Annotated in this window: 16 protein-coding genes, 1 tRNA gene and 1 pseudogene; 7 read left to right on the forward strand and 11 right to left on the reverse strand. The window is 55.8% G+C overall.

The window, feature by feature from the left end; genetic code table 11:
• Positions 1–31: 31 nt before the first annotated feature.
• A complete protein-coding gene (gene yejK / locus HMPREF3143_RS20620) occupies positions 32–1,039 on the reverse strand; it encodes a nucleoid-associated protein YejK (RefSeq protein WP_070534231.1) in 1,008 nt (335 codons plus the stop codon).
• 134 nt (positions 1,040–1,173) lie between these two features.
• On the opposite strand from yejK, the gene HMPREF3143_RS20625 reads away from it, so the two are divergent.
• The 3 genes from HMPREF3143_RS20625 to HMPREF3143_RS20635 all read left to right on the forward strand — a co-directional run bounded on the left by HMPREF3143_RS20625 (position 1,174) and on the right by HMPREF3143_RS20635 (position 3,330).
• Positions 1,174–1,401, forward strand: a complete 228-nt coding sequence (locus tag HMPREF3143_RS20625; protein ID WP_008500958.1) for a YejL family protein — start codon at positions 1,174–1,176, stop codon at positions 1,399–1,401.
• Positions 1,402–1,420: 19 nt separating this feature from the next.
• On the forward strand, positions 1,421–3,181 hold the full coding sequence (gene yejM / locus HMPREF3143_RS20630) for an LPS biosynthesis-modulating metalloenzyme YejM (RefSeq protein WP_070534232.1): 1,761 nt from the start codon (positions 1,421–1,423) through the stop codon (positions 3,179–3,181).
• A 72-nt stretch (positions 3,182–3,253) separates the two neighbouring features.
• Positions 3,254–3,330: transfer RNA gene (locus HMPREF3143_RS20635), tRNA-Pro, on the forward strand.
• 37 nt (positions 3,331–3,367) lie between these two features.
• Here HMPREF3143_RS20635 and HMPREF3143_RS20640 read toward each other — a convergent pair.
• Together HMPREF3143_RS20640 and HMPREF3143_RS20645 are read right to left on the reverse strand one after the other, a co-directional pair.
• Complete coding sequence (locus HMPREF3143_RS20640) at positions 3,368–4,555, reverse strand: MFS transporter (RefSeq protein WP_023294093.1); 1,188 nt, start codon at positions 4,553–4,555, stop codon at positions 3,368–3,370.
• A 124-nt stretch (positions 4,556–4,679) separates the two neighbouring features.
• Complete coding sequence (locus HMPREF3143_RS20645; RefSeq protein WP_070534233.1) at positions 4,680–4,940, reverse strand: DUF2534 family protein; 261 nt, start codon at positions 4,938–4,940, stop codon at positions 4,680–4,682.
• 209 nt (positions 4,941–5,149) lie between these two features.
• On the opposite strand from HMPREF3143_RS20645, the gene eco reads away from it, so the two are divergent.
• Entirely contained in the window at positions 5,150–5,653 is a 504-nt protein-coding gene (gene eco / locus HMPREF3143_RS20650) for a serine protease inhibitor ecotin (protein WP_070534234.1), read from the forward strand.
• Positions 5,654–5,746: 93 nt separating this feature from the next.
• On the opposite strand, the gene mqo is transcribed toward eco, so the two are convergent.
• A complete protein-coding gene (gene mqo / locus HMPREF3143_RS20655; RefSeq protein WP_023325740.1) occupies positions 5,747–7,396 on the reverse strand; it encodes a malate dehydrogenase (quinone) in 1,650 nt (549 codons plus the stop codon).
• A 187-nt stretch (positions 7,397–7,583) separates the two neighbouring features.
• On the opposite strand from mqo, the gene HMPREF3143_RS20660 reads away from it, so the two are divergent.
• Positions 7,584–8,873 carry a SulP family inorganic anion transporter gene (locus HMPREF3143_RS20660; RefSeq protein WP_025913169.1) on the forward strand — a complete coding sequence of 430 codons (1,290 nt, stop codon included), beginning with the start codon at positions 7,584–7,586 and terminating at the stop codon, positions 8,871–8,873.
• Here HMPREF3143_RS20660 and mgtE read toward each other — a convergent pair.
• The 6 genes from mgtE to HMPREF3143_RS20690 form a co-directional block, all read right to left on the reverse strand.
• Positions 8,836–10,272, reverse strand: a complete 1,437-nt coding sequence (gene mgtE, locus HMPREF3143_RS20665; RefSeq protein ID WP_021241530.1) for a magnesium transporter — start codon at positions 10,270–10,272, stop codon at positions 8,836–8,838. The two genes, HMPREF3143_RS20660 and mgtE, sit on opposite strands and share 38 nt — an antisense overlap.
• 190 nt (positions 10,273–10,462) lie before the next feature.
• Positions 10,463–12,106: a multidrug ABC transporter permease/ATP-binding protein gene (locus HMPREF3143_RS20670; RefSeq protein ID WP_025913168.1), complete on the reverse strand. Its 1,644-nt coding sequence runs from the start codon at positions 12,104–12,106 to the stop codon at positions 10,463–10,465.
• Positions 12,107–12,175: 69 nt separating this feature from the next.
• Complete coding sequence (alkB, locus tag HMPREF3143_RS20675) at positions 12,176–12,832, reverse strand: DNA oxidative demethylase AlkB (protein WP_047748463.1); 657 nt, start codon at positions 12,830–12,832, stop codon at positions 12,176–12,178.
• A complete protein-coding gene (ada, locus tag HMPREF3143_RS20680) occupies positions 12,832–13,890 on the reverse strand; it encodes a bifunctional DNA-binding transcriptional regulator/O6-methylguanine-DNA methyltransferase Ada (protein WP_023294099.1) in 1,059 nt (352 codons plus the stop codon). The genes alkB and ada overlap by 1 nt, the downstream gene beginning before the upstream one ends.
• A gap of 72 nt (positions 13,891–13,962) precedes the next feature.
• The gene (gene apbE, locus HMPREF3143_RS20685) at positions 13,963–15,018 is read right to left on the reverse strand and encodes an FAD:protein FMN transferase ApbE (RefSeq protein ID WP_008500243.1); all 1,056 of its coding nucleotides are present in this window, start codon (positions 15,016–15,018) and stop codon (positions 13,963–13,965) included.
• 116 nt (positions 15,019–15,134) lie between these two features.
• Positions 15,135–16,247, reverse strand: coding sequence for a porin OmpC (locus tag HMPREF3143_RS20690; protein WP_070534235.1), 1,113 nt, complete (start codon positions 16,245–16,247; stop codon positions 15,135–15,137).
• 743 nt (positions 16,248–16,990) lie between these two features.
• Here HMPREF3143_RS20690 and rcsD point away from each other — a divergent pair.
• Together rcsD and rcsB are read left to right on the forward strand one after the other, a co-directional pair.
• Positions 16,991–19,663: a phosphotransferase RcsD gene (rcsD, locus tag HMPREF3143_RS20695; protein ID WP_070534236.1), complete on the forward strand. Its 2,673-nt coding sequence runs from the start codon at positions 16,991–16,993 to the stop codon at positions 19,661–19,663.
• A gap of 16 nt (positions 19,664–19,679) precedes the next feature.
• The gene (rcsB, locus tag HMPREF3143_RS20700; protein ID WP_003859405.1) at positions 19,680–20,330 is read left to right on the forward strand and encodes a response regulator transcription factor RcsB; all 651 of its coding nucleotides are present in this window, start codon (positions 19,680–19,682) and stop codon (positions 20,328–20,330) included.
• 111 nt (positions 20,331–20,441) lie between these two features.
• On the opposite strand, the pseudogene rcsC reads toward rcsB, so the two are convergent.
• A pseudogene (rcsC, locus tag HMPREF3143_RS20705) lies at positions 20,442–23,288 on the reverse strand (two-component system sensor histidine kinase RcsC).
• Between the last annotated feature and the right edge of the window lie 111 nt (positions 23,289–23,399).

Genomic DNA, 23,399 nt, shown 5'->3' on the forward strand with positions numbered 1-23,399 from the left:
AACCCCGCTTCTGCGGGGTTTTTTGTGCCTGCTATTTACCGCCCGAGGTGCGGCGCTGAAGCTGATCGCGCAGATTCGGCGGCGTCCCCTTAATGGTCAGCGTATCGGTGGCCGGATCCCAGAAGATACGTTCCCCCAGCAGCATCGCATCAAAGTTGATGGTTAACCCGCCGCCGCTGCCGGCAAACTTGGTTAACTGACGCAGCGTGCTGCGATCCGCCGGGAAGCTCTCTTCAAGCTCATAGCCCTTCTCTGCGGTAAATTCCTGGAAGCTGACTTCGCTGACCCCCGCCAGCTCTTTTGACAGCGACTCCAGCTCAATCTCTTCCCCAGCCTGCAGCTGTTCGTTGCAGTAGCTGTAAACCTGCTGGCGCACCGTCTGGCGCTCAGATTTATCAAGCTGCGCTTCGGCTGTGAAATCGTCAACCGCCTGGAGCAGCCCTACGTTCTGCGCTTTGGCGTTAAGCCCTTCACTGGCACCGAGGAAATCCATAAAGAAATCCGCCACTTTGCGGCCCACGCGTCCCTTCAGGAAAGTCAGGTAGCGGGTCGACTCCGGGTTGGTTTCCCACTCGGTCAAATCAATACGCGCCACGATATCCGCATGGTTAATGTCCAGATAGTGCGTTGAGCTGATATCCAACTGCTCGTTCACGCGCATGCTGCTTAAGTTATTCAGCACGGTAACCAGCAGGTACTCGACCGCCAGGTAGCGGTAGTGGCAGAACAGCACGATCCCGCCGTCGGCGAACGGGTATTTCGCCAGCTCGTCGCGCAGACGCCCGGTTGCCGCACGGCTAAACGCCAGGAAATCCTCTTCACCCTGGCGCTGCAGGCGCAGGCTATCGGCCAGTTCACTCTCTTCGCTGAACAGCCCATAGGCTTTATTTTTGGCGCTGTAGACGCGATGCAGTTCTGCCATCATCTCCACAACGGTCGCCGTAGGTTCCAGTAACGAATCGCGCAGCACCACTTCAAGGGTTTGCTCATCGCGCTTGATAAGCTGGTGCAGGGCAATCTGGTTGATTTCCAGACTCATGATAAACTCTCCTTTTAGACCGGGCGGTATTCAACCACCACCAGGACATGTGTGCAACAACAGATAAAAAAGGGGAAAAAAAGCTGTTGCTACGGTAATATGTTGCCCTTTCATCAACAAACTGATTTTGATTTATGCCACAACATTCCCGCTACAGTGATGAACACGTTGAACAACTGCTCAGTGAGCTGGTCAACGTACTGGAAAAACATAAAACGCCGACCGATCTCTCCCTGATGGTTTTGGGAAATATGGTCACCAACCTGATTAACACCAGCGTTGCTCCGGCTCAACGTCAGGCGATCGCAAAATCTTTCGCCCAGGCTTTACAGTCGTCCGTCAGCAACGACCCGGCCCATTAAGGGATACGAACAACAGTTTATGGTGACGAATCGTCAGCGCTACCGTGAAAAAGTCTCCCAGATGGTCAGCTGGGGGCACTGGTTTGCCCTGTTCAACATTCTGCTGGCGACGGTCATTGGCTGTCGTTATCTGTTTGTCGCAGACTGGCCAACAACGCTCACCGGGCGTATCTACTCCTGGATAAGCGTTGTCGGTCACTTTAGCTTTTTGGTTTTCGCCACCTATCTGCTGATCCTGTTCCCCCTGACGTTTATCGTCATGTCGCAGCGTCTGATGCGATTCTTGTCCGCCATCCTTGCGACAGTGGGGATGACGCTGCTGCTTATCGACAGTGAAGTGTTCACCCGCTTCCACCTGCATCTCAACCCCATCGTCTGGGAGCTGGTGATTAACCCCGACCAGAACGAAACGGCCCGCGACTGGCAGCTGATGTTTATCAGCGTCCCGGTGATCCTGTTGATTGAGATGCTGTTTGCCACCTGGAGCTGGCAAAAACTGCGTAGCCTGACCCGCCGACGCCATTACGCGAAGCCCGTCGCCGCGCTCTTCTTCGTCTCCTTTATCAGTTCGCACATCATGTATATCTGGGCGGATGCGAACTTCTATCGTCCTATTACTATGCAGCGCGCGAACCTGCCGCTCTCGTACCCGATGACGGCCCGTCGCTTCCTCGAGAAACATGGCCTGCTTGATGCGCAGGAGTACCAGCGCCGTCTTATCGAGCAGGGTAACCCGGAAGCCGTCAGCGTGCAGTATCCTCTGAGCGACCTGCGCTATCGCGATATGGGCCGCGGGCAAAACGTCCTGCTCATCACCGTCGACGGCCTGAACTATTCCCGTTATGAGAAGCAGATGCCAGCCCTGGCCAATTTCGCGAGTCAAAACGTCACGTTTACTCAGCACATGAGCTCCGGTAACACAACCGACGCGGGCATCTTTGGCCTCTTCTATGGCATTTCAGCCGGATACATGGACGGCGTACTCTCTACCCGCACGCCTGCGGCGCTGATCACCGGGCTGAATCAGCAGGGCTATCAGTTAGGGTTGTTCTCATCCGATGGCTTTAACAGCCCGCTCTACCGCCAGGCGCTGCTGTCCGATTTTTCACTGCCGGCGGCACAGAATCAGTCCGATGCGCAGACCGCCAGCCAATGGATAAACTGGCTGCAGCGCTATGCCCAGGAAGATAACCGCTGGTTCTCATGGGTTGCCTTTAACGGCACAACGCTTGCTAACAGCAATAAGAGTGATTTCGCGCGCCGCTACGGCCGCGCGGCGGGTGATGTTGATGCGCAGATTGCCCGCGTGCTTGACGCGCTACGTGAGTCCGGCAAGCTGGACAACACCGTGGTGATCGTGACGGCAGGCCATGGCGTCCCGTTAGGTGACGAGACGAAGAGCATGAGCTGGTCACGCCCTAACCTGCAGGTTCCGCTGGTCATCCACTGGCCGGGCACCCCGGCGCAGCGCATCACTATGCTTACCGAGCATAAAGATGTGATGACCACCCTGATGCAACGCCTGCTGCACGTCAGCACGCCAGCAAACGAGTATTCGCAGGGCCAGGATCTCTTCAACGCCGCGCGCCGCCATAACTGGGTTACGGCAGCAGGGAATAATACGCTGGTGGTGACCACGCCGAAGCTGACGCTGGTGCTGAACAGCAACGGGAATTATCAGACGTATAACCTGCAGGGTGAGCGGCTGAAAGACCAGAAACCGCAACTGAGCCTGCTGCTGCAGGTCCTGACGGATGAGAAGCGTTTTGTCGCTAACTGATTAATAATAAACCAGTTAGCGACGGATTTCCTTGCATTCAAAACGGAATCGAGTAGTATTCTTTCTATGCGTCGGCACGTAGCGCAGCCTGGTAGCGCACCGTCATGGGGTGTCGGGGGTCGGAGGTTCAAATCCTCTCGTGCCGACCAAAAATACATTGAAAACCAGCCTCTCATGGCTGGTTTTTTATTTCGCTTCGTCCGGCGTTTTGCGCAGGTACACAAGCGTTACCAGACAAATCACCGCCCCGGCATAAAACGTATATTCCGCCCCAAACGTTTCCCAGATGGCTCCTGCCCCCAGGCTGGCGACTAACAATCCCACGCCGCTGACCAGACTAAAAATGCCGTAGGCGGTACCGCGCAGATCCGCAGGCGCCGTTTTTGCGATCATTGCCGCCAGCAGCCCCTGCGTCATCCCCATATGCACTCCCCAAAGCGCAACGCCCAGAAGCATTCCAGCCCAGTGGGTGCTCAGCGCCAGCACAATATCTGCTCCAATCAGCATCACCAGACCCCACTGCAGTAGCCGGGTGTGGCTCATCCGGTCCGATAACTTGCCAAACGGATAGGCAGAGAGGAAATAGAGCAGATTCATGGCCACCATCACCAGCGGGATCAGCGCCAGCGGCACCCCCGACTGCTGTGCGCGCAGGACAAGAAAGGCTTCACTGAAGCGTGCGAGCGTGAAGATGGCCCCCAGACCAATCACCCACCAGCAGCCTTTCCCGAGACGCCTGAGGTTCTCTTTTTTGATGGGGTTCGTGCGTTTATGTTCGACGGGCGTTTTCGGCTCATGCAGGCCGAAGAAAAGCAGCGCCACGGCGAGCACGCCGGGGATCACCGCGATCCAGAAAATCGTGCGGAAATCATCGTTCCACAGCAGCATCAATCCTACGGCCAGCAGCGGCCCGAGAAATGCGCCGATGGTGTCCATCGACTGACGCAGCCCAAAGGCCGCGCCGCGAAGTTCCGGCGGCGTAACGTCAGCAACCAGCGCATCGCGCGGCGCTCCCCGGATCCCCTTCCCGACCCGGTCGATTAAGCGTGCCCCCAGAATCATGCCGGAAGAAGAGGCGATAGCGAACAACGGTTTACTCAACGCGCCAAGACCGTAGCCCAGAACCGCCAGCCCTTTACGCTTGCCCAGATAGTCACTGATGGCGCCGGAAAACACCTTGATAAACAGCGCAGTGGCCTCAGCCAGGCCTTCAATCAAACCAATGAAAATGACGCTGGCGCCCAGCGTCGTGACCATAAACAATGGCAGCAGGCTGTGAATGATCTCCGAAGAGATATCCATCAACATACTTACTCCACCGACCACCCAGACACCTTTTGGGATCTGGCGGAGCGTGGCAAACCGGGATTGCATTAAGCCTCTCCTGCTTTCTGTAAACAAAGGTGCTCTCAACAGAATATCCTGGAAAGGCGAATAAAAATTATCAGGCATAAAAAAAGCCACCCCGCAGGATGGCTTAGTTTTCGCAAATCGGTGCTTAGTGCTTCTCACGTCCGCCCAGGAAAAAAATACCCAGCGGTATAGCCAGCAGAACGGTGAATACCAGACTGTAGACAAAGATCATCGCCGACTGCAGGACGTACATGCTGATTGTCCAGGCAGAGAGAGGAATGTTGTACTGTTCGATGACGCCAACAATCGTGGCACGCCCCACGCACGCGGCAGCAATCATAAACACGACCAGCAGCGCCAGGAGGAATTTGCGGCCTTCAGGCGTTTTCAGTTTTGCACGAACCATCTCTCTTCCCTTTTACAGATGAATAACATTATATAGAGTCTAAAATAACACAAACGCCCGTCAGACTCCACGCCAGTACAAACACCTGCATAAATAACAAATACCTGGTTTATTACGCTGTATATATTGAAAATGTAAGTAAATAACACCAATCATTCACGGTCGCTATGTTAACCTGTGCAGGATCGTTTTGACATAAAGGAATGACAATGAAAAACGCACCTAAATTTGCCATCGCACTCATCGCCGCCGCGTGTGTCAGCACCAGCGCTTTCGCCAGCGAAACCCCTAAAGAGCAGCCGCTGGAAAAAGTCGCCCCGTATCCGAAAGCGGATAAAGGGATGACGCGTCAGGTGATCCAGCTGCCGGCACAGCAGGATGAAGCGAACTACAAAGTGGAGCTGTTAATTGGCAAGACGCTGGAAGTGGACTGCAACCAGCATCGTCTGGGTGGTCAGCTGGAAAGCAAAACGCTGGAAGGCTGGGGTTACGACTACTACGTCTTTGATAAAGTGACCTCGCCGGTCTCCACCATGATGGCCTGCCCGGATGGCAAGAAAGAGAAGAAATTTGTGACCGCCTATCTGGGCGACAACAGCCTGCTGCGCTACAACAGCAAGTTGCCGATCGTGGTTTATACGCCTGAAAATGTGGAAGTGAAGTATCGCGTGTGGAAGGCTGAAGAGAAGATTGAGCAGGCTGTCGTACGTTGAAATTAAGTCGGGCGGCGGCTTCGCCTTACCCGACCTACAAAACAACACCGAACATAGGCCGGGTAGGCGTCAGCGCCACCCGGCTTTTTTACCTTACAGCGCGATATCCGCAACCGGTTTGTTTTCCGGCTGAGGCTTCAGCTCCGCTTTTGGCGCAGCATCCGCAGCCTGCGGTTTGATGTACTGCAGCTGCAGTACGCGGCTGGTGTATTCCAGCTCCTGCTCCGTCGCGCTCACGTTACCGTTCAGCTTCGTGCCGTAGGATGGAATAATGGTCTTCAGCTTCGCCTGCCATTCCGGACTGGCGACTTTATCTTTAAACACTTTTTCCATCAGGTGCAGCATGATTGGCGCAGCGGTAGACGCACCCGGTGACGCACCCAGCAGCGCGGCGATGGTGCCGTCCTTATCGCTCACCACTTCGGTGCCCAGACGCAGCACGCCACCCTCTTTCGGATCGCGCTTGATGATCTGCACGCGCTGACCCGCCTGCCACAGACGCCAGTCTTCTTTCTTCGCCTCAGGATAGTACTCTTTCAGCGCTTCGAAACGGTCGTCGTCAGAGAGCATCACCTGGCTAATCAGGTATTTCACCAGATCGAAGTTATCCAGCCCCACGTCCATCATCGGCTTGACGTTAGAGGTGGTGGTTGCGCTCAGCAGATCCCACAGGGAGCCGTTTTTCAGGAATTTAGTGGAGAAGGTCGCGAACGGGCCAAACAGCACCACGCGTTTGCCGTCAAGCATACGGGTATCGATGTGCGGAACAGACATTGGCGGCGCGCCCACGGAAGCCTGACCGTACACTTTTGCCAGATGACGATTCACCACTTCCGGGTTATCGGACACCAGGAACTGACCGCCCACCGGGAAGCCCGCGTAGTCATCCGCTTCCGGAATACCGGACTCCTGCAGCAGTTTCAGCGCGGCACCGCCCGCACCGATAAAGACAAACTTCGCCTTGATGACGTGCTCGGCTTCGTTGTTTTTCAGATCGGCAACGGTCACGCTCCAGCTGTTATCCGCGTTGCGCTTGAAACCGCGCACTTCGGTGCTGAGCTGCAGGTTGAAGTTCTCTTTTTTCTTCAGAGACGTCACCAGCTGACGGGTAATTTCACCGTAGTTGACGTCGGTACCAATTTCGGTACGGGTCGCCGCCACTTTCTGGTTCGGGTCACGACCTTCCATGACCAGCGGAGCCCACTCTTTAATCTGCGCGTGGTCTTCAGAGTATTTCATTCCGCGGAACAGCGTGCTCTGCTGCAGCGCGGCGTAGCGCGCGCGCAGGAAGTTGACGTTCTGCTCGCCCCACACAAAGCTCATGTGCGGTACGGTGTTGATGAAAGAGTGCGGGTCGTGCAGTACGCCGCTGTTGACCTGGTGAGACCAGAACTGGCGAGATACCTGGAACGCCTCGTTGATCTCTACCGCCTTCTCGATACTAATGGAACCGTCCTTTTTCTGCGGCGTATAGTTCAGTTCCATGAGTGCCGAATGGCCGGTACCGGCGTTGTTCCAGCCGTTCGAACTCTCCTGCGCCACGCCATCAAGGCGCTCGACCATGGTCATTGACCAGTCCGGCTGCAGTTCTTGCAGATAGGTTCCCAGCGTGGCGCTCATGATACCGCCACCGATTAAAAGGACGTCCGTTTCCTGCTCTTTTGGTGCGTCAGCTTTCGCCGCCATGGAGACGGTGTTAAGCCCCACGGCCAGAGAAAAGAGCATGGCAGTCATTTTTTTCATAATTTATGCCTTAGTGTAAAAGTGCTTGATGCGTGGAAATTGCAGGTGAAACAAGCTGCGGGGGCACGGTAACAACTTTTAAATATTGTTTAAAGGTTACGAAATTATTGTAATTGTGAAATTTAATGATGGATTGTTTGTGAGGAATTATCGAAGCGTCTGGTAAAGGGCGGTTTAACTGGCTAGTATGTTGCGTTTTGTGATCGCGCGCACGGAAGCCTGCCCTAACCAGCGAAACGTTATGTCCCTACCCCATTCTGCTGTCTCTCCCGAAAACCGTGTCGCCAGCGTGCTGCGTTCCCCTAAGCAGCTGACGCGTGAAACGCTGGCTGGCGTGATTACCGCCCTGGCGCTGATCCCCGAGGTCATCTCATTTTCGGTGGTGGCGGGCGTTGACCCGAAGGTCAGCCTGATCGCTTCCGTTGTGCTCTGTCTTGCCCTGTCCGTGCTGGGCGGTCGCCCGGCGATGGTCACGGCCGCGGCCGGTTCCGTGGCGCTGGTTATTGGACCCATGGTGCATCAGCACGGCGTACAGTACATTCTTCCCGCCGTGCTCATGGCTGGCGTAATTCAGATTCTGTTTGGCGTGCTGGGCATGGCAAGGCTGATGCGCTTTATTCCCCAGTCGGTCATGACCGGGTTTGTTAACGCCCTCGGGATATTGATTTTCTTTGCGCAGGTTCCGCATTTCTGGAGCCGAAGCCCGCTGATTGTGGGCCTGTTCGTGCTGACGGTACTGATCGTGCTGTGGGTGCCGCGCTATTTCAAAAGCATCCCTTCCCCACTGATTGCGATTGTGCTGTTAACCTTGTTTACCGTTTCAACCGGGCAAAACCTGCCGACCGTGGGCGATGAAGGCGCCATGAGCGGCGGCTTGCCGGGTCTTAGTGAACTTCTGGTCCCCCTCAATTTACAGACGCTGAGCATAATCTGGCCGTGCGCGTTGAGCATCGCGTTTGTCGGCCTGCTGGAATCCCTGCTGACCGCAAAGCTGGTGGATGAGCTGACCGCGACGCCGTCAAGTAAACGCCGCGAAAGCATTGGATTAGGCGTCGGCAATATCCTGGCCGGATTTTACGGTGGTATTGCGGGCTGCGCGATGATCGGACAAACCATCGTTAACGTAGAGATGGGGAAAGGCCGAAGCCGCATTTCAACCTTCGCTGCGGGCATCGTGCTGCTGATCCTGGTGACGGCGCTCAGCGACGTGATGGCCAACATCCCGATGGCGGTGCTGGCGGGCATTATGGCCATCGTCGCCGTTAAAACCTTCAGCTGGCACAGCCTTCAGCCGGCCACGCTGAAAACGGCCCCGATTGCAGAAACGGTCGTCATGCTGGTGACCGTTGCCGCCACGGTATCAACCGGCAATCTGGCGATTGGCGTGCTGGGCGGGATTATCGTCATGGTGCTGCTTCCCGCCCGCATTAAGCGTCGGCTTAAAGCAGAAAAATCGTCGCCAGCCCAAGAAAAATAAAGAAACCGCCGGTATCGGTGATGGCGGTGATCATCACGCTCGACCCCACCGCGGGGTCGCGCCCCAGTTTGGTCATGGTCAACGGGATAATGACGCCCATCATCGATGCCACGAGCAGATTCAGCACCATCGCCAGCATCATCACGCCGCCTAACGCCATATCGTCATACAGCCACCAGGTGATGCCGCCCATAATGCCGCCCCACACCAGGCCGTTGATCAGCGCCACGCCCATCTCTCTGAAGATCAGAAAGGCGAAGTTGCCGGGCTGAATATTCTCCAGCGCCAGCGCGCGAACAATCATCGTGATAGTCTGATTGCCGGTATTGCCGCCAATCCCGGCCACAATCGGCATCAGCGAGGCCAGCGCCACCAGCTGCGAAATGGTGTGTTCAAAGCCGTCAATCACGCGGGAGGCGATAAACGCGGTACACAGGTTAATGGCCAGCCACGCCCAGCGCGTTTTCACCGCCTTGCCGACGGAAGCATGGACGTCATCTTCCGCGCTGATCCCCCCCAGCGCACGCAGGTCGTTATCGGTTTCTTCATAAACGACGTCAACGATCTCGTCGATGGTCAGACGCCCCATCAGTTTGCCGACGGAGTCCACGACGGCGGCACTCACGAGGTCATCACGTTCGAAGGTACGCGCCGCTTTTTCCGCATCGTCCTCCGGGGAGAAGACCATCGGCTCGTTTTCCATCACCTCGCTCACCTTCCGCTGGGTGCTGTTGAGCAGGATGGTTTTCAGCTCCAGCTCGCCGAGCAGGGTTTTATCCCGGGAGGTGACAAACAGCTTATCGGTGTTATCCGGCATTTTGCCCAGGCGACGCAGATAGCGCTGCACGGTGCCGAGCGTCACGTCCGGGCGCACCGTGATAACGCCGAACTCCATAATCGCGCCGACGCTGTTTTTCTCGTAATGCATCACCTGGCGCACGCGCGCGCGTTCATCGGCAGGCAGTGACGCCAGCAGGCGGCCGGTCAGGTTTCGCGGCAGGTGCTGAACCAGATAAATCTGTTCGTCGATATCCAGGGTTTGCAGAGCGTCGAGAATATCCCGGTCGCTCATCTCGTCGATCAGGTCGTCCCAGACGTTTTCGGAGGCCTCAAGCAGCACCTGCCCGCGCTCGTGATCCTGCACCAGCCTCCACAGGGCATGACGCTCTTCTGAGGGAAGCGCTTCAAGGGTGTCCGCCAGATCCGGCGGGGGTAAGTGAGCAACCAGCGCACCTACCTCAGCAATATCGTCGGCTAACGTGCCGACATCATATTGCTCAGCCAGGGTCAGTTTGCCTAATAGCGTAGACGTGACCGCTTTATCGGTCGTGAGAAGCCAGATCAGTCGCGCACGTTCCTGGTCACGCTGTCTGGCGCTGTTTTTCTTTAATACCGACATCAATCATAAATCCATGAAATAAGTTGGTATTAAGCATAGCGCGAGGATATGTAAATAAGAATAAACAACGGGCCGGGATGGAGAAAAAAGCGGCATATCGTGCAAATCATTGTGCCCGGCGGCGCTACGCTGCACGGGCCTACAAAATCCCAGGCCGGGTAAGGCGAAGCCGCCACCCGGCACACGGGCATCAGGCCGTTCGCGCCACCGCGTCACGCGAGGCCGCATCGCGCGCTTCACCGGTCAGCTCGCTCAGCCTGCCGTCGCGCATCTCCAGCAAGCGGTCAGCGTGAATAAAGTAATGATCGTCGTGGCTGATGGCGAAAATGGTTTTGCCCATCTCCTGCATCAGCGGCAGCAGCACCTGATAAAACTCGCGGCGGAAGTGCGGGTCCTGATCCGCCGCCCACTCGTCGAGCAGAATGATGTCACGCTCTTCCGCCAGCGCCAGCAGCAGCGCCACGCGTTTTTTCTGCCCTTTGGAGAGTTTGAGGTTAAGGATCTTGCCGTCCTGAAGTTCCAGCTTGTGCGACATCTGCAGGTGCGCCAGCCATTTTTCCACCAGCGCAGGATTGGCCTGCTGCCCTTCCGGACCCAGCAGTTGCTCAAACAGCCAGACGTCGGTGAACACCGCCGAGAAAAGCTTGCGGTAGTCCTCGGGCTTCTCCGCGCTCAGCGCCCTGCCATCCAGTAAAATCTCGCCCGACTGCGGCTGATAAAGGCCAGTGAGCAGCATCGCCAGCGTCGATTTACCACTGCCGTTGCCGCCAATCAGGAACAGCAGCTCGCCGCGGCGGATCGTCAGATTGAGCGGCCCCACGGAGAAGGCGCTGTCCTGATAGCGGAACGTGACGTTACGCAGCTCGAGCGTCTGCCAGTTCGGGAAGGCCTGCGGGCGCGGGAATTCGGGCTTAAACGGCGCGAGATCGAATTTTTTGAGTTTATTAAAGGCCACCTGCGCACTCAGCAAGGTGGGCAATGCGCCGACCGCCGAGAGCAGCGGCGTGCGCAAAAACAGCAGCGTCAGTGAGTAGGTTGCCGCGACGTTGGTATCCGCCCAGCCCAGGCTGTTCGCCATCCAGAACACCAGGCCAATGGCGCCCAGCATCATAATGTTTGACCAGTTCACCGCGCTCAGGTGGAAGGTATCGGCGCGAATGATATGGTGCCGGTATTCGCGCGCGTCCGGAATATAGAGATGGTTAAAGATATACTCGGCGCGCTCGCGGTTCAGGGTGAGCTCTTTGCGCCCTTCCAGTACCGTCTGGTAATCGTTATAGAGCTTATCTTCGGTTTCGCGCAGCACCGCCATGTGTTTATAGACGCGGGACACCAGCACAAAACCGCCCCAGATGGTGATGGCAATCCACAGCGCAGTCACCGCCAGCATTTTGCTGGAGAGCCAGGCGAGATAGGCCGCCGAGCCGAAGGTCAGAATGATCCCCTGCACCAGCTCCGGCAGACGAACGAACGCGATAGTAATGGCGCGAACGTCGCTGGTCAGCCCCGCCAGCAGGGAGGCGCTGCCGAGCTGCTCGACGCGCTCGACCTGAGTGTCCAGGATGCGCTTGATAAACTCGCTGCGCAAGCGAAAAACGAAATGGTGCCCGAGCGCGGTCAGCGCCAGCTGGGAGCCGAGCGTAACCGCCATCAACAGCAAGAGCAGGCCAAGAAACTCTGGCAATACGGAGAGCGAGGTGTCGACCATCTCAATCAACCGCACGTTAATAAACGCGATCAGGCCAATACCCAGCGCGGCGCTGGCCAGGCTTAACGCCATGACGGCGACGAAGGGCCAGCGGTACTGACGCCAGACAAGGAGAAGTAGTTGCATGCAGGCAATCCGGACAATAAAAATCAGCGAGCAGTGTAAACTGCCCTGCGCGGACATCAAGAATAATTCTTATTTTAGTTTACGCATCCCCGCCTGACGGAAGGTCAGATTAAAGCGGTACTCGCCCGTGAGGGGGTGAACGCCGGGTTTCAGCGGCTGAATGCCGTGATAGTAAAGCCGCGATTCCCTGCCCCACACCACCACATCGCCATGTTCCAGCATGATGCGTTTGAGCGGATCGTTGCGGCGTAATCCCCCAAACTGAAAGACGGCGGGCAGGCCTAACGATACCGAAACGATAGGCGCGCGCAGATCGGGCTCATCCTTGTCCTGATGCAGCGAGAGCTTCGCCCCGACGGCGTAGCGGTTGATCAGACAGGCGTCAGGACGGAAGTCAGGATAATCCGCCGCCACGGCAGCCTCGTGACAAAGTGCCTGGAAAACCGCAGGCATGGGAGGCCACGGCCGACCTGTCGTGGGATCGTTCGGAGCATACACATACCCACGTTCGTTTGTCGCCCAGCCCAGTTCGCCGCAGTTGGTCATGGCCACCGACATGGTGTAGCCGCCCGGCGTCACCATATGGCGAAACGGTGAAGCCGCTGTGACCTCTTCAATACCGGCAAGCAACGCCTCCGCACGGGAGAGAGCAAAGCGACGCAGGATCGCTGCCCCCGGCGCAAGCGGCTCCTGCCAGGGTTCAGCATCCGCAAAAAGATCGAGCATTATCCCTCCCGGCGTTTCGCCTCACGTTTTAGCAATAGCGCTTTTCGCGCCGCCCCCCAGCGATAGCCCGACAGCGCGCCGTCGTTGCGAACCACGCGATGACAGGGGATCACAATCGCCAGCGTGTTGGCCGCACAGGCTCCGGCGACGGCGCGTACCGCACCGGGCTGACCAATCGCCTGCGCCACCTGCTGGTAACTTGCCGTTTCACCGCAGGGAATTGCGCGAAGGGCCTGCCAGACGCGCTGCTGGAACGCGGTACCGCGAATATCCAGCGGCAGCGCAAGCGGTACGTCGCGGTTATCAATACTGGCAATGACCTGGTGGATCCGCTGTACGAAGGCGTCGTCCCGCGGCGCGTGCGTCGCTTTTGGAAATTGCGTGGCAAGCTCTGCGGTTAATTCAGCATCGGTGTCACCCAGCAGAATCGCGCAGATCCCCCGCTCGCTTTCGGCGACCAGACAGCGTCCTAACGAACAGTCATCGATGGCATACCGAACGGCCACCTCTCCTTTACGGTACTGCTTCGCCGTCATGCCCAACGCATCGTTGGCTTTACGATAATAGCTGCTGCTGTCGGGAAATCCCGCTGCCAGCACGGCATCGGTAATTTTGTCTCCCTGCGCAAGCGCGGTGCGCAGACGCTGACCCCGCGCCGCCTGCTGCCAGGCTTTTGGCGTCATGCCGGTCACGGATTTAAACAGGCGGTGGAAATGGAAAGGACTCATGGCAACCTGCTCCGCCAGCCTCTCCAGAGTTAGCGCAGGATCCTGCTCCAGAAGCCGGCAGGCGTGTTCCACTTTTGCCAGCTTCTGCGCCTGCGGGTCGCGCTTGTCCGGCATGCAGCGCTTGCACGGACGAAAGCCCGCCTGAGCGGCGTGCCGGGCATCGGGATAAAAGCGGACATTTTTACGCAGCGCGTGGCGGGCGCGGCATGACGGACGGCAGAAAATACCGGTCGTCTGCACGGCGAAGACAAACTGATCGTCAGCGAGCGGATCGCGGGCCAGCACGGCCTGCCAGCGATCCTCATCGGTAGTGAAGGTTGGGTTTTTCATGATCGGCTCCTCGTATAAGCATACATAGAGCGTGCCTGAGCGCCACCGATAAAAAACCCGCAACCTTGCTTTTTAATTTTTGTCGCTGACCAGGAAACTGTTGAACTGCGGCGAGCTCCAGGTTTTAAACCCGTCGCCCTCTTTGGTGATCATATAAACCGCCAGCCCTTCCTGACGAACCACCTCTTTGGCTTTCTCCGGGCCAAGAACCATTAATCCGGTATCCCAGGCATCCGCTTCCAGCGCGGTGGGGGCAATGACCGTTACCGAGACCAGGTTATGCGTGATGGGGCGGCCGGTCTGCGGATCAATCACGTGCGAAATACGCTTCCCGTCAAGCTCGTAATAGTTGCGATAGCTTCCGGAAGTGCTGATGCCATGTCCGTTGATATCCACTATCGCCTGCACGGCATTTTGCCGATCCGTCGGTTTTTGAATCGCCACGCGCCACGGTTTATCGCTGGCGTTCATGCCCCGACTGACCAACGCGCCGCCCACGGAGACCAGATAACGGGAAATCCCCTCCTGCGCCATCAGTGCAGCAAGATGATCCGCCGCATAGCCTTCCCCGACCGTCGACAGATCGACAAACAGATCGGGAATATCTTTCTGCAGGTACTGCTGCCCGTACTGGTTGATGACGGTCAGATGCTGTAGCCCGGTCCGGGCGCGGGCGTCATCAATGGCCGCCTGTTCGGGCGTCTTCACCGGCTGTTTATTCGGGCCAAATCCCCAGAGGTTCACCAGAGGACCGACGGTCACATCCATCGCCCCGTTGGTTTTATAACCTACGCGCATTGCCTCGGTCACGATATCGGCCATCGCCTCGCTCACCGGCCACAGAGAGGTGCTGGTTGAGAGGTTAAAGCGCATCAGCGCCGAGTCATTTTTATAGGTCGACAGCAGCTGATCGTCGGCGTCCAGCTGTGCCTGGATTTTGCCGCGAAGCTCATCCGTGCGCGTTTTATCGAGGTTCATCACGCTGACGCGCCAGAAGGTGCCCATCGTTTTGCCTTCGAGCACCGTCGCGGCAGGTGCGTCGGTTTTCGCCACGGGCGCGGGATCGTTACACGCGGTCAGGAAAAAAAGCATAGCCAGAAAGCTGGCGCGTAAAAAAGTCATGTCCATTCATTATTATCCTCATGCCAGGGCGGCAAGAGTACACCAAAACGGGTGAGTTGTGAGAATCAGAGAGGCACAAAAAAGGGAGCCATCAGGCCCCCTTACGTCACACGATGGCGCGATTAGAACTGGTAAACCAGGCCCAGCGCGACGATATCGTCAGTACCGATACCCGCCTGACGGGTGAATTCATTTTCATCAACCAGGTTGATTTTGTAATCCACGTAGGTGGACATGTTTTTGTTGAAGTAGTAAGTCGCACCCACATCAACATATTTCAGCAGATCCTGATCGCCGAAGTTTTCGATGTCTTTGCCTTTAGACTGCAGGTAAGCCACGGATGGACGCAGGCCGAAGTCGAACTGGTACTGAGCAACCACTTCGAAGTTCTGCGCTTTGTTAGCAAAGCCGTAAGCGGTAGTTGGGTTGCTGCCGTTAGAGGTACCAAAACGGGTTGCGTTGTAGGTCTGAGAGTACTGTGCTGCCAGATAGATGTTGTTGGCATCGTACTTCAGGCCACCAGAATAGACTTCTGCGTGATCCCCTTTACCGTATACGCCCAGTGCGTTCTGATCGGCGGTACGTTTGGAGGAGGACATCGCACCACCCACGCTGAAACCTTCGCCCAGGTTATAGGTCACGGATGCACCGTAGCCATCGCCGTTCTGGTTCAGCAGGCTGCGACCGTCGGTGTTTTCACCGCTTACGCTGCCGTTTTTGCCCTGATACTGCAGAGCAAAGTTCAGGCCATCAACCAGACCAAAGAAGTCCTGGTTACGGTAGGTTGCCACGCCGTTAGCACGAGACTGCATGAAGTTGTCGGCACCGTAGGTGTCACCGCCGAATTCTGGCAGAACGTCGGTCCAGGAGGTCACGTCGTAAATCACGCCGTAGTTACGACCATAATCGAATGAACCTGCTTCCGCGAACTTCAGACCTGCAAACGCCACACGAGTCCAGGACTGGTTGTCGCCTTCGTCCTTGTTGCCCTGAATCTGGTATTCCCACTGGCCATAACCGGTCAGCTGATCGTTAACCTGAGTTTCACCTTTGAAGCCAAGACGCATGTAGGTCTTGTCGCCGTCGTTACCCTTGTCGTCAGAGAAATAATGCAGACCATCGACTTTGCCGTACAGATCTAATTTGTTGCCATCTTTGTTATAAATTTCGGCCGCATTTGCTGCGCCTGCCACCAGGAGTGCTGGTACCAGGAGGGACAGTACTTTAACTTTCATTTTATTAACCCTCTGTTATATGCCTTATAATTGCCACTGCTTACTGGTTAACCCTCATTAACCAGTCGGCAATTTCATTCTCCGCAAAATTACAGAATAATCCAATGCGAATATGATACGAAAACTTTGAAGATGTTTCATTTGTCCATCAAGATGTTTCAAAATGTAAATATCAAGGAACTTTTACAAAGCACAAATAGCTTATAAATTTAGCACTTATAATCAAAAGAAAAATCATACATATAGTAATCAATAACTTATAATAAAAATCGTTACAGCACTGAATGACAAAACAAGATCGCGGCTAATCTCTAAAATATCTTTCGCTATCATCATTAACTTTATTTATTACCGTCATTCAGTTTTGAATGTCTGTTTATCCCTAATTGAGCCGGATGCTTCGCATTCGGTTTTTTTTTACCTTTCTTTACGCAACGCCTCATTTTTTGTGCTACCGCACCGAAATTGTAACGACTATTAACTAAATTCTCCCCGGCGATCGTTCGCTAACACACAATTGATGTAAAACTTAATTTCTTGTTAATTCGTGCTATTTGCTGGCCAGCCGCACTTTTTATTTGTACGCGCAGGACGAGTTTGTACATGTTTACCGCGCCACCCGCCGCCGGTATTGTCCGTTGAAAAAGTCGCCTGTTCCCGGACGGTGGCGCTGGAAATTCAGTTATTACCCTTTATACTGCCCTATCGCCACAGAGCATGACCATGACGGGTTAAAGATATCAATGAGTCAGACTGAAACCACCGCCCCGAGCAAATTCTCCCTCCTCCCCGGGAGCATCACCCGTTTCTTTCTTCTTTTGATCGTTGTGCTGTTAGTGACCATGGGGGTGATGGTACAAAGCGCGGTTAACGCCTGGCTGAAGGATAAAAGCTATCAGGTCGTCGATATCACCCACGCCGTGCATAAGCGCATCGATACCTGGCGCTACGCCACCTGGCAGATTTACGACAATATTGCGGCCGCCCCGGCCTCCTCATCCGGAGATGGACTTCAGGAGACGCGGCTTAAGCAGGATGTCTATTACCTCGAAAAACCGCAGCGTAAGACTGAGGCGCTCATTTTTGGCTCTCACGACAGCGCAACGCTCGAGATGACACAGCGTATTTCGACCTATCTGGATACTCTCTGGGGGGCCGAAACGGTGCCGTGGTCGATGTACTATCTGAACGGTCAGGACAACAGCATGATCCTGATCTCAACCCTGCCGTTAAAAGATCTCTCTTCCGGGTTTAAAGAGACTACCGTGGGCAGCATCGTCGACTCCCGCCGGGCAGAGATGCTGCAGCAGGCGAATGCCCTTGATGAACGTGAGAGCTTCTCTTCCCTGCGTCGTCTGGCCTGGCAAAACGGTCATTATTTTACCCTGCGCACCACCTTCAACCAGCCAGGACATCTGGCGACGGTTGTGGCCTTCGATTTACCGATTAACGATTTAATCCCGCCGGACATGCCGCTCGACAGCTTCCGTCTGGAGCCCGACAACAGCACCCAGAACATGCGTGCGGCTTCTGACAAAGAGGCCGCAGAAAGCGTCTCGATCTCCTTTAACGGCTCAAAAATCGAAATTGCCTCATCCCTGAACTCGACCGGTATGCGTCTGGTGTGGCAGGTGCCGTTTGGCACGCTGCTGCTCGATACCCTGCAAAATATCCTGCTGCCTCTGCTGCTGAATATCGGTCTGCTGGCGCTGGCGCTGTTTGGCTACAGCACCTTCCGTTTCCAGCCGGGGCGTCAGAGCGACGCCTCTGCGGTCCCGGCAGGCACCAGCAATGAACTGCGCGTGTTACGTGCGCTAAATGAAGAGATTATTTCCGTGCTGCCGCTTGGGGTCTTAGTTCACGATCAGGAAGCGAATCGTACGGTAATGAGCAATAAAATTGCCGACCATCTGCTGCCGCATCTTAACCTGCAGAACATCACCACCATGGCGGATCAGCACCAGGGGGTGATCCAGGCCACCATCAACAATGAGCTGTACGAGATCCGTCAGTTCCGCAGCCAGGTCGCCTCCCGCACGCAAATTTTCATCATTCGCGATCAGGATCGCGAGGTGCTGGTGAATAAAAAGCTCAAGCAGGCGCAAAGACTGTATGAGAAAAACCAGCAGGGGCGCGCCGCATTTATGCAGAATATTGGCGATGCCTTCAAGCAGCCGTTAAAAACGCTGGCGACCCAGGCGGCGGCGTTAAATACGTCAGAAAGCCACCAGCTTGCCTGTCAGGCCGACTCGCTGGTCAGAATGGTTGACGAGATCCAGCTGGCGAACATGCTGGAGAATGATTTCTGGAAAGGAACACCAACCCTCTTCTCTATTCAGGATCTGATCGATGAAGTGGTTCCGGAAGTCCTGCCCGTGATTAAGCGTAAAGGGTTGCAGCTGCTGATCAATAACAATCTTCCGGCAAATGACGAGCGCCACGGCGATCGTGACGCGCTGCGCCGCATACTGTTGATGATTATTCAGTACGCGGTGACGACCACGCAGATCGGCAAGATCACCCTCGAAGTCAGTACGGAGGAGTCGGCAGAAGACCGCCTGACGTTCCGCATCCTCGACACCGGGGAAGGCGTCACCACGAGTGAAATTGATAATCTCCACTTCCCGTTCCTGAACGACACGCAAAGCGATCGCTACGGCAAGGCCAATGCCCTCACCTTCTGGCTGTGCGATCAGCTGGCGCGTAAGCTCGGCGGCCATCTGAATATCAAAGCTCGTGAATCCCTCGGCACCCGCTATTCTCTGCACGTGAAAATGGCGGCCAATCCGCAGGAAGAAGATGAAGAACGTCTGCTGGATGATGTCGTGGTGATGGTCGATGTGACCTCGAACGAGATCCGCAATATTGTCGTTCGTCAGTTAGAAAACTGGGGGGCGGCCTGCATCACGCCGGATGAAAGACTTGCAAGTCAAGAATTTGATCTGTTTTTAACTGATAATCCGTCTAATCTTACTGCCTCCGGCTTGCTTTTAAGCGATGATGAGTCAGGCGTGCGGAAAATCGGCCCTGGCCAGCTGCGCGTCAACTTTAATATAAGCAATGCGATGCAGGAAGCTGTACTACAACTAATAGAAGAGCAGCTGGCGCAGGAAGAGATAGCGGAATCCCCGCTTGGCGGTAATGAAAATGCCGAGCTTCACGCCAGCGGATACTATTCACTCTTTGTTGATACAGTACCAGATGATGTTAAGCGGTTGTATACTGAGTCCGCTGCGAATGATTTTGCAGCGCTGGCACAGACAGCACACCGGCTTAAAGGGGTGTTTGCCATGCTTAATCTGGTTCCCGGCAAGCAGTTATGTGAAACGCTGGAACATCTAATTCGTGAGAAAGATGCCTCTGGCATTGAAAAATACATCAGCGACATTGACGCCTACGTCAAAAGCTTGCTGTAGCAAGGTAGCCTTATACATGAACAATATGAACGTAATTATTGCCGATGACCATCCGATTGTACTGTTCGGTATTCGCAAATCACTTGAACAGATCGAGTGGGTGAATGTAGTCGGTGAATTTGAAGACTCTACAGCACTGATCAATAACCTCCCAAAGCTTGATGCACACGTGCTCATTACCGATCTCTCCATGCCCGGAGACAAATACGGTGATGGGATCACGCTCATCAAATATATTAAACGTCACTTCCCGGATATCTCGATCATTGTTCTGACCATGAACAACAACCCGGCGATCCTGAGCGCGGTACTGGATCTGGATATCGAAGGGATTGTGCTGAAACAGGGCGCACCGACCGATCTGCCTAAAGCGCTTGCGGCGCTGCAGAAAGGCAAGAAGTTCACGCCTGAAAGCGTTTCTCGTCTGCTGGAAAAAATCAGCGCGGGTGGCTACGGTGACAAACGTCTGTCGCCGAAAGAGAGTGAAGTTCTGCGCCTGTTCGCAGAAGGTTTCCTGGTGACCGAGATTGCCAAGAAGCTGAACCGCAGTATTAAAACCATCAGCAGCCAGAAGAAATCAGCGATGATGAAGCTGGGTGTGGACAATGATATTGCGCTGCTCAACTATCTCTCCTCCGTCACGCTGAGCGCAACCGACAAGGATTGATCTCCGCTGTTTATGCCGGGTGGCGCTCGCGCTTACCCGGCCTACAGAACCCGCAGGCCCGCGCAAGCGCAGCGCCGCCGGGCAAATAAAAAAGGCCCTTCCGGGCCTTTTTTATATCCGCGTTTTTCTCACGCGCTCCGCGTAAATCGACAATGTCTGCTTCAGCACGTCCAGCGTCACCGGTTTCGACAGACAGCTGTCCATGCCTGACTCCAGACAGCGCTGCTTCTCTTCCGCCAGCGCGTTCGCCGTTACGCCCACCACCGGCAGCGTCAGGCCAAGTTGCCGGATGCGCTGCGTCAGACGGTAGCCGTCCATGTTAGGCATGTTGACGTCGCTCAGCACGATATCAATATGATTCTTACTCAGCACGTTCAGCGCATCCACGCCGTCATTGGCGGTTTTGCACTGGTAGCCCAGCGATCCAAGCTGGTCAGCCAGCAGGCGGCGGTTAATCGGATGGTCATCCACCACCAGAATCATCATATCGTCATTCACCGACGCCAGAGACTCCGGTGACGGCAATCCGCCCGCGCCGTCGCGCTCTTCCAGCTCCACTTTGTAGATGCGAGCCAGCAGGCTCAACAGCTCGTGAGGCGTCGCAACACTGTGTACCCACTCCCCAGACGCGCGCTCGACTGGAATGCCGATGTGGCGACGGCAGAAGAGCACCGACCCTCTCCCCTGCCACGGCTGCTCCTGCATCTCGTCGGCGATCAGCACATCGTCAACGTCCGGTGTTTGACCTTCATAGCGGCACACCCTCACGCCGCAGTGGGTCAGCAGCGCCGTCAGATAGTCATTCAGCGAGGCGTTATGCACCGCCAGCCAGCAGCGCTTATCGCTCAGGCCATCTACCGTGGCTTTTGCCGGATATTGCGCCGAATAGAGCGGAATGCGGATGGTGAACTGGCTGCCCATGCCGGGCTCGGTATCCACGGAGATATCGCCGTCCATCATGCTGACGAGCTTCTCACAAATCGCCAGCCCCAGTCCGGTGCCCTGGAAGTTACGCTGCACGCCGGTACCGACCTGGAAGAACGGATCGAACAGGCGAACCACCTCCTTCGCCGGAATGCCGACCCCCGTGTCGCGCACGCGAATGCTCAGGTAATCTCCTGCCCGGCAGACGTGCAACACAATACAGCCGGTATCGGTAAATTTGATGGCGTTGCTGAGCAGGTTAGAGATGACCTGCTGCAGGCGCATCGGATCGCCGTGCAGCGTCAGCGGCACGTCCGGTTCGATAAAGCAGTAGAGCCCCAGCTGTTTACGCACCACCAGCGGCAGATAGTTGGCGCTAATGTGGTTCATCACCTCGCGCGGTGAAAACTCGCGCGGCTCGATTTTCAGCTGCTCGGACTCAATTTTAGAGAAGTCGAGAATATCGCTGATGATTTTCAGCAGCAGGCTGGAGGAGTTGTTCATCGCCGTCACCAGCCGGTCGACGCCTTTCGGCAATTCCTTCGTCTGCAGCAGATCGAGGTTACCGATAATCCCGTACAGCGGCGTACGCAGCTCGTGGCTGACGGTCGCAAGGAACATGGATTATGACTGGCTGGCCTGCTCCGCCGCCTGCGCCATCTCCTGCAACGACTCTTCCATCTTCACGCGCGCGGAGACATCCACCAGCACGCAAATCGCCACGTTTTCATTGCGATAGCGGGAATGGACAAAGCTGATCTGCAGGTTGGTGTGCGTACTGGTGAGCACGTCAACGAAGTTAACCTGCTGACCGCAGATAATTTGCGTCAGCCTCTGCCGGTCTTCGTGCGTCAGCATGTTCAGGTAGTTATGCGCCAGTTCGTTACTCAGGATGTTGGTCCCGTCCTGGGTACGCAGGATACAGATCCCCACCGGCGCCGAGGCAACAATCTTGCGGTTAAACTGCTCGTGTTCCTCCAGGCGCTGGGCGTCGCTTTCGGCGGGAATAAAGATTTTCCGCTCATACATGCGCGCCAGCGTAAACAGCGCGCCCCCCGCCAGCAGGTTGAGCAGAATCGCATTCATGATAAGAATGCGTATCCGCTCAAGTACCATATCCACCGGCAGCGAATAGACGATACTCAGCGACGAAGGCGGCAGGCTCTTCTTCAGCACCAGCTCGCGGAAGCCCGAGGTATAGCCAAACCACGACCGCTCCTGCATCCAGTGCGGTTCGACGTTCAGCCGGTTATCGGGCCCGGCAAGCGAGATCAGCTGATGGCCGTTTTCATCCAGAATGGTCACCCCCATGGGCAGGCTGCCAGGGGTGAAGAAGTTTTCCATGCGGATGGTCTGCTCAATCCCCATCAGCGCCTGCAGGCGATTACCGAGATAAACCGGCGTCAGGGCATAGAAATAGCCCACACCGGGGCGCGGGCCCTGGCTCACCCAGAAGATGTTATTCCCGCGCTCGTCCTGTGGTGCATTGCGGTATTTCACAATACGTTCATGCAGGCTTTTCAACGCATTGTCACGCTCAACGGGCACGTCGCGCAGGCCAAAGTCAGCCATGCAGAGATTTTCGCTGCCAATCAGGAAGACGCGGTTCAGGTCATAGGCGGCGGAGAAGTTGTCGCGCCAGTAGCGCATAAACCAGGCTAGCGATTCCAGCGACCCGCGCCAGGTATTGCTCATGGTGGAGCAATCGGAATCCGGGAACAGCGGCTGGAAGTCCGGAACTTCGGTTTTGTCGTTACGCCCGCGGAGCGCAAGAATACCGTTTTCCGCCGTCAGACGATTCTCGGCAATATACTTCAGCTCCTTCATGACGTCAGACGTTCGCTGAATGTAGCGCTGGGCCTGGTCGGAGCTTAAGTTAAACTCCTGGCGGATCTCCGCTTCTTTCTGATGCAGCGCATTAACGATGTAAAACACCGAGAACAAGGCCACCAGCAGCCAAAGCAGGAGCGCCAGCGCTCTAAACAGATAGCGAGAGACTTTCAGCGTAGTACGAAAGGAGACGAGGTATTTCAAGGGGGCGAGGCTCCGCCGTCGGGGTCAAAAGAATGTGGTTAAGGTAGCGGTAAACGCGCCAGGTCGCAACGTTGACTTATCTGCTTCTGCAAAAGAAAAGGGCCGGAATCC

Origin of the sequence: Enterobacter sp. HMSC16D10 (genome assembly GCF_001807145.1) — a bacterium.
GTDB classification, from domain to species: Bacteria; Pseudomonadota; Gammaproteobacteria; order Enterobacterales; family Enterobacteriaceae; genus Enterobacter; species Enterobacter roggenkampii.

Excerpts from the sequence above, each read along its gene's own strand:
- eco (WP_070534234.1), top strand. The coding sequence starts at position 5,150 with ATGAAAAACGCACCTAAATTTGCCATCGCACTCATCGCCGCCGCGTGT.
- mgtE (WP_021241530.1), bottom strand. The coding sequence starts at position 10,272 with ATGTCGGTATTAAAGAAAAACAGCGCCAGACAGCGTGACCAGGAACGT.
- ada (WP_023294099.1), bottom strand. The coding sequence starts at position 13,890 with ATGAAAAACCCAACCTTCACTACCGATGAGGATCGCTGGCAGGCCGTG.
- mqo (WP_023325740.1), bottom strand. The coding sequence starts at position 7,396 with ATGAAAAAAATGACTGCCATGCTCTTTTCTCTGGCCGTGGGGCTTAAC.
- rcsB (WP_003859405.1), top strand. The coding sequence starts at position 19,680 with ATGAACAATATGAACGTAATTATTGCCGATGACCATCCGATTGTACTG.
- apbE (WP_008500243.1), bottom strand. The coding sequence starts at position 15,018 with ATGGACATGACTTTTTTACGCGCCAGCTTTCTGGCTATGCTTTTTTTC.
- HMPREF3143_RS20670 (WP_025913168.1), bottom strand. The coding sequence starts at position 12,106 with ATGCAACTACTTCTCCTTGTCTGGCGTCAGTACCGCTGGCCCTTCGTC.
- HMPREF3143_RS20640 (WP_023294093.1), bottom strand. The coding sequence starts at position 4,555 with ATGCAATCCCGGTTTGCCACGCTCCGCCAGATCCCAAAAGGTGTCTGG.
- HMPREF3143_RS20690 (WP_070534235.1), bottom strand. The coding sequence starts at position 16,247 with ATGAAAGTTAAAGTACTGTCCCTCCTGGTACCAGCACTCCTGGTGGCA.
- rcsD (WP_070534236.1), top strand. The coding sequence starts at position 16,991 with ATGAGTCAGACTGAAACCACCGCCCCGAGCAAATTCTCCCTCCTCCCC.
- HMPREF3143_RS20625 (WP_008500958.1), top strand. The coding sequence starts at position 1,174 with ATGCCACAACATTCCCGCTACAGTGATGAACACGTTGAACAACTGCTC.
- HMPREF3143_RS20660 (WP_025913169.1), top strand. The coding sequence starts at position 7,584 with ATGTTGCGTTTTGTGATCGCGCGCACGGAAGCCTGCCCTAACCAGCGA.
- yejM (WP_070534232.1), top strand. The coding sequence starts at position 1,421 with ATGGTGACGAATCGTCAGCGCTACCGTGAAAAAGTCTCCCAGATGGTC.
- yejK (WP_070534231.1), bottom strand. The coding sequence starts at position 1,039 with ATGAGTCTGGAAATCAACCAGATTGCCCTGCACCAGCTTATCAAGCGC.
- alkB (WP_047748463.1), bottom strand. The coding sequence starts at position 12,832 with ATGCTCGATCTTTTTGCGGATGCTGAACCCTGGCAGGAGCCGCTTGCG.
- HMPREF3143_RS20645 (WP_070534233.1), bottom strand. The coding sequence starts at position 4,940 with ATGGTTCGTGCAAAACTGAAAACGCCTGAAGGCCGCAAATTCCTCCTG.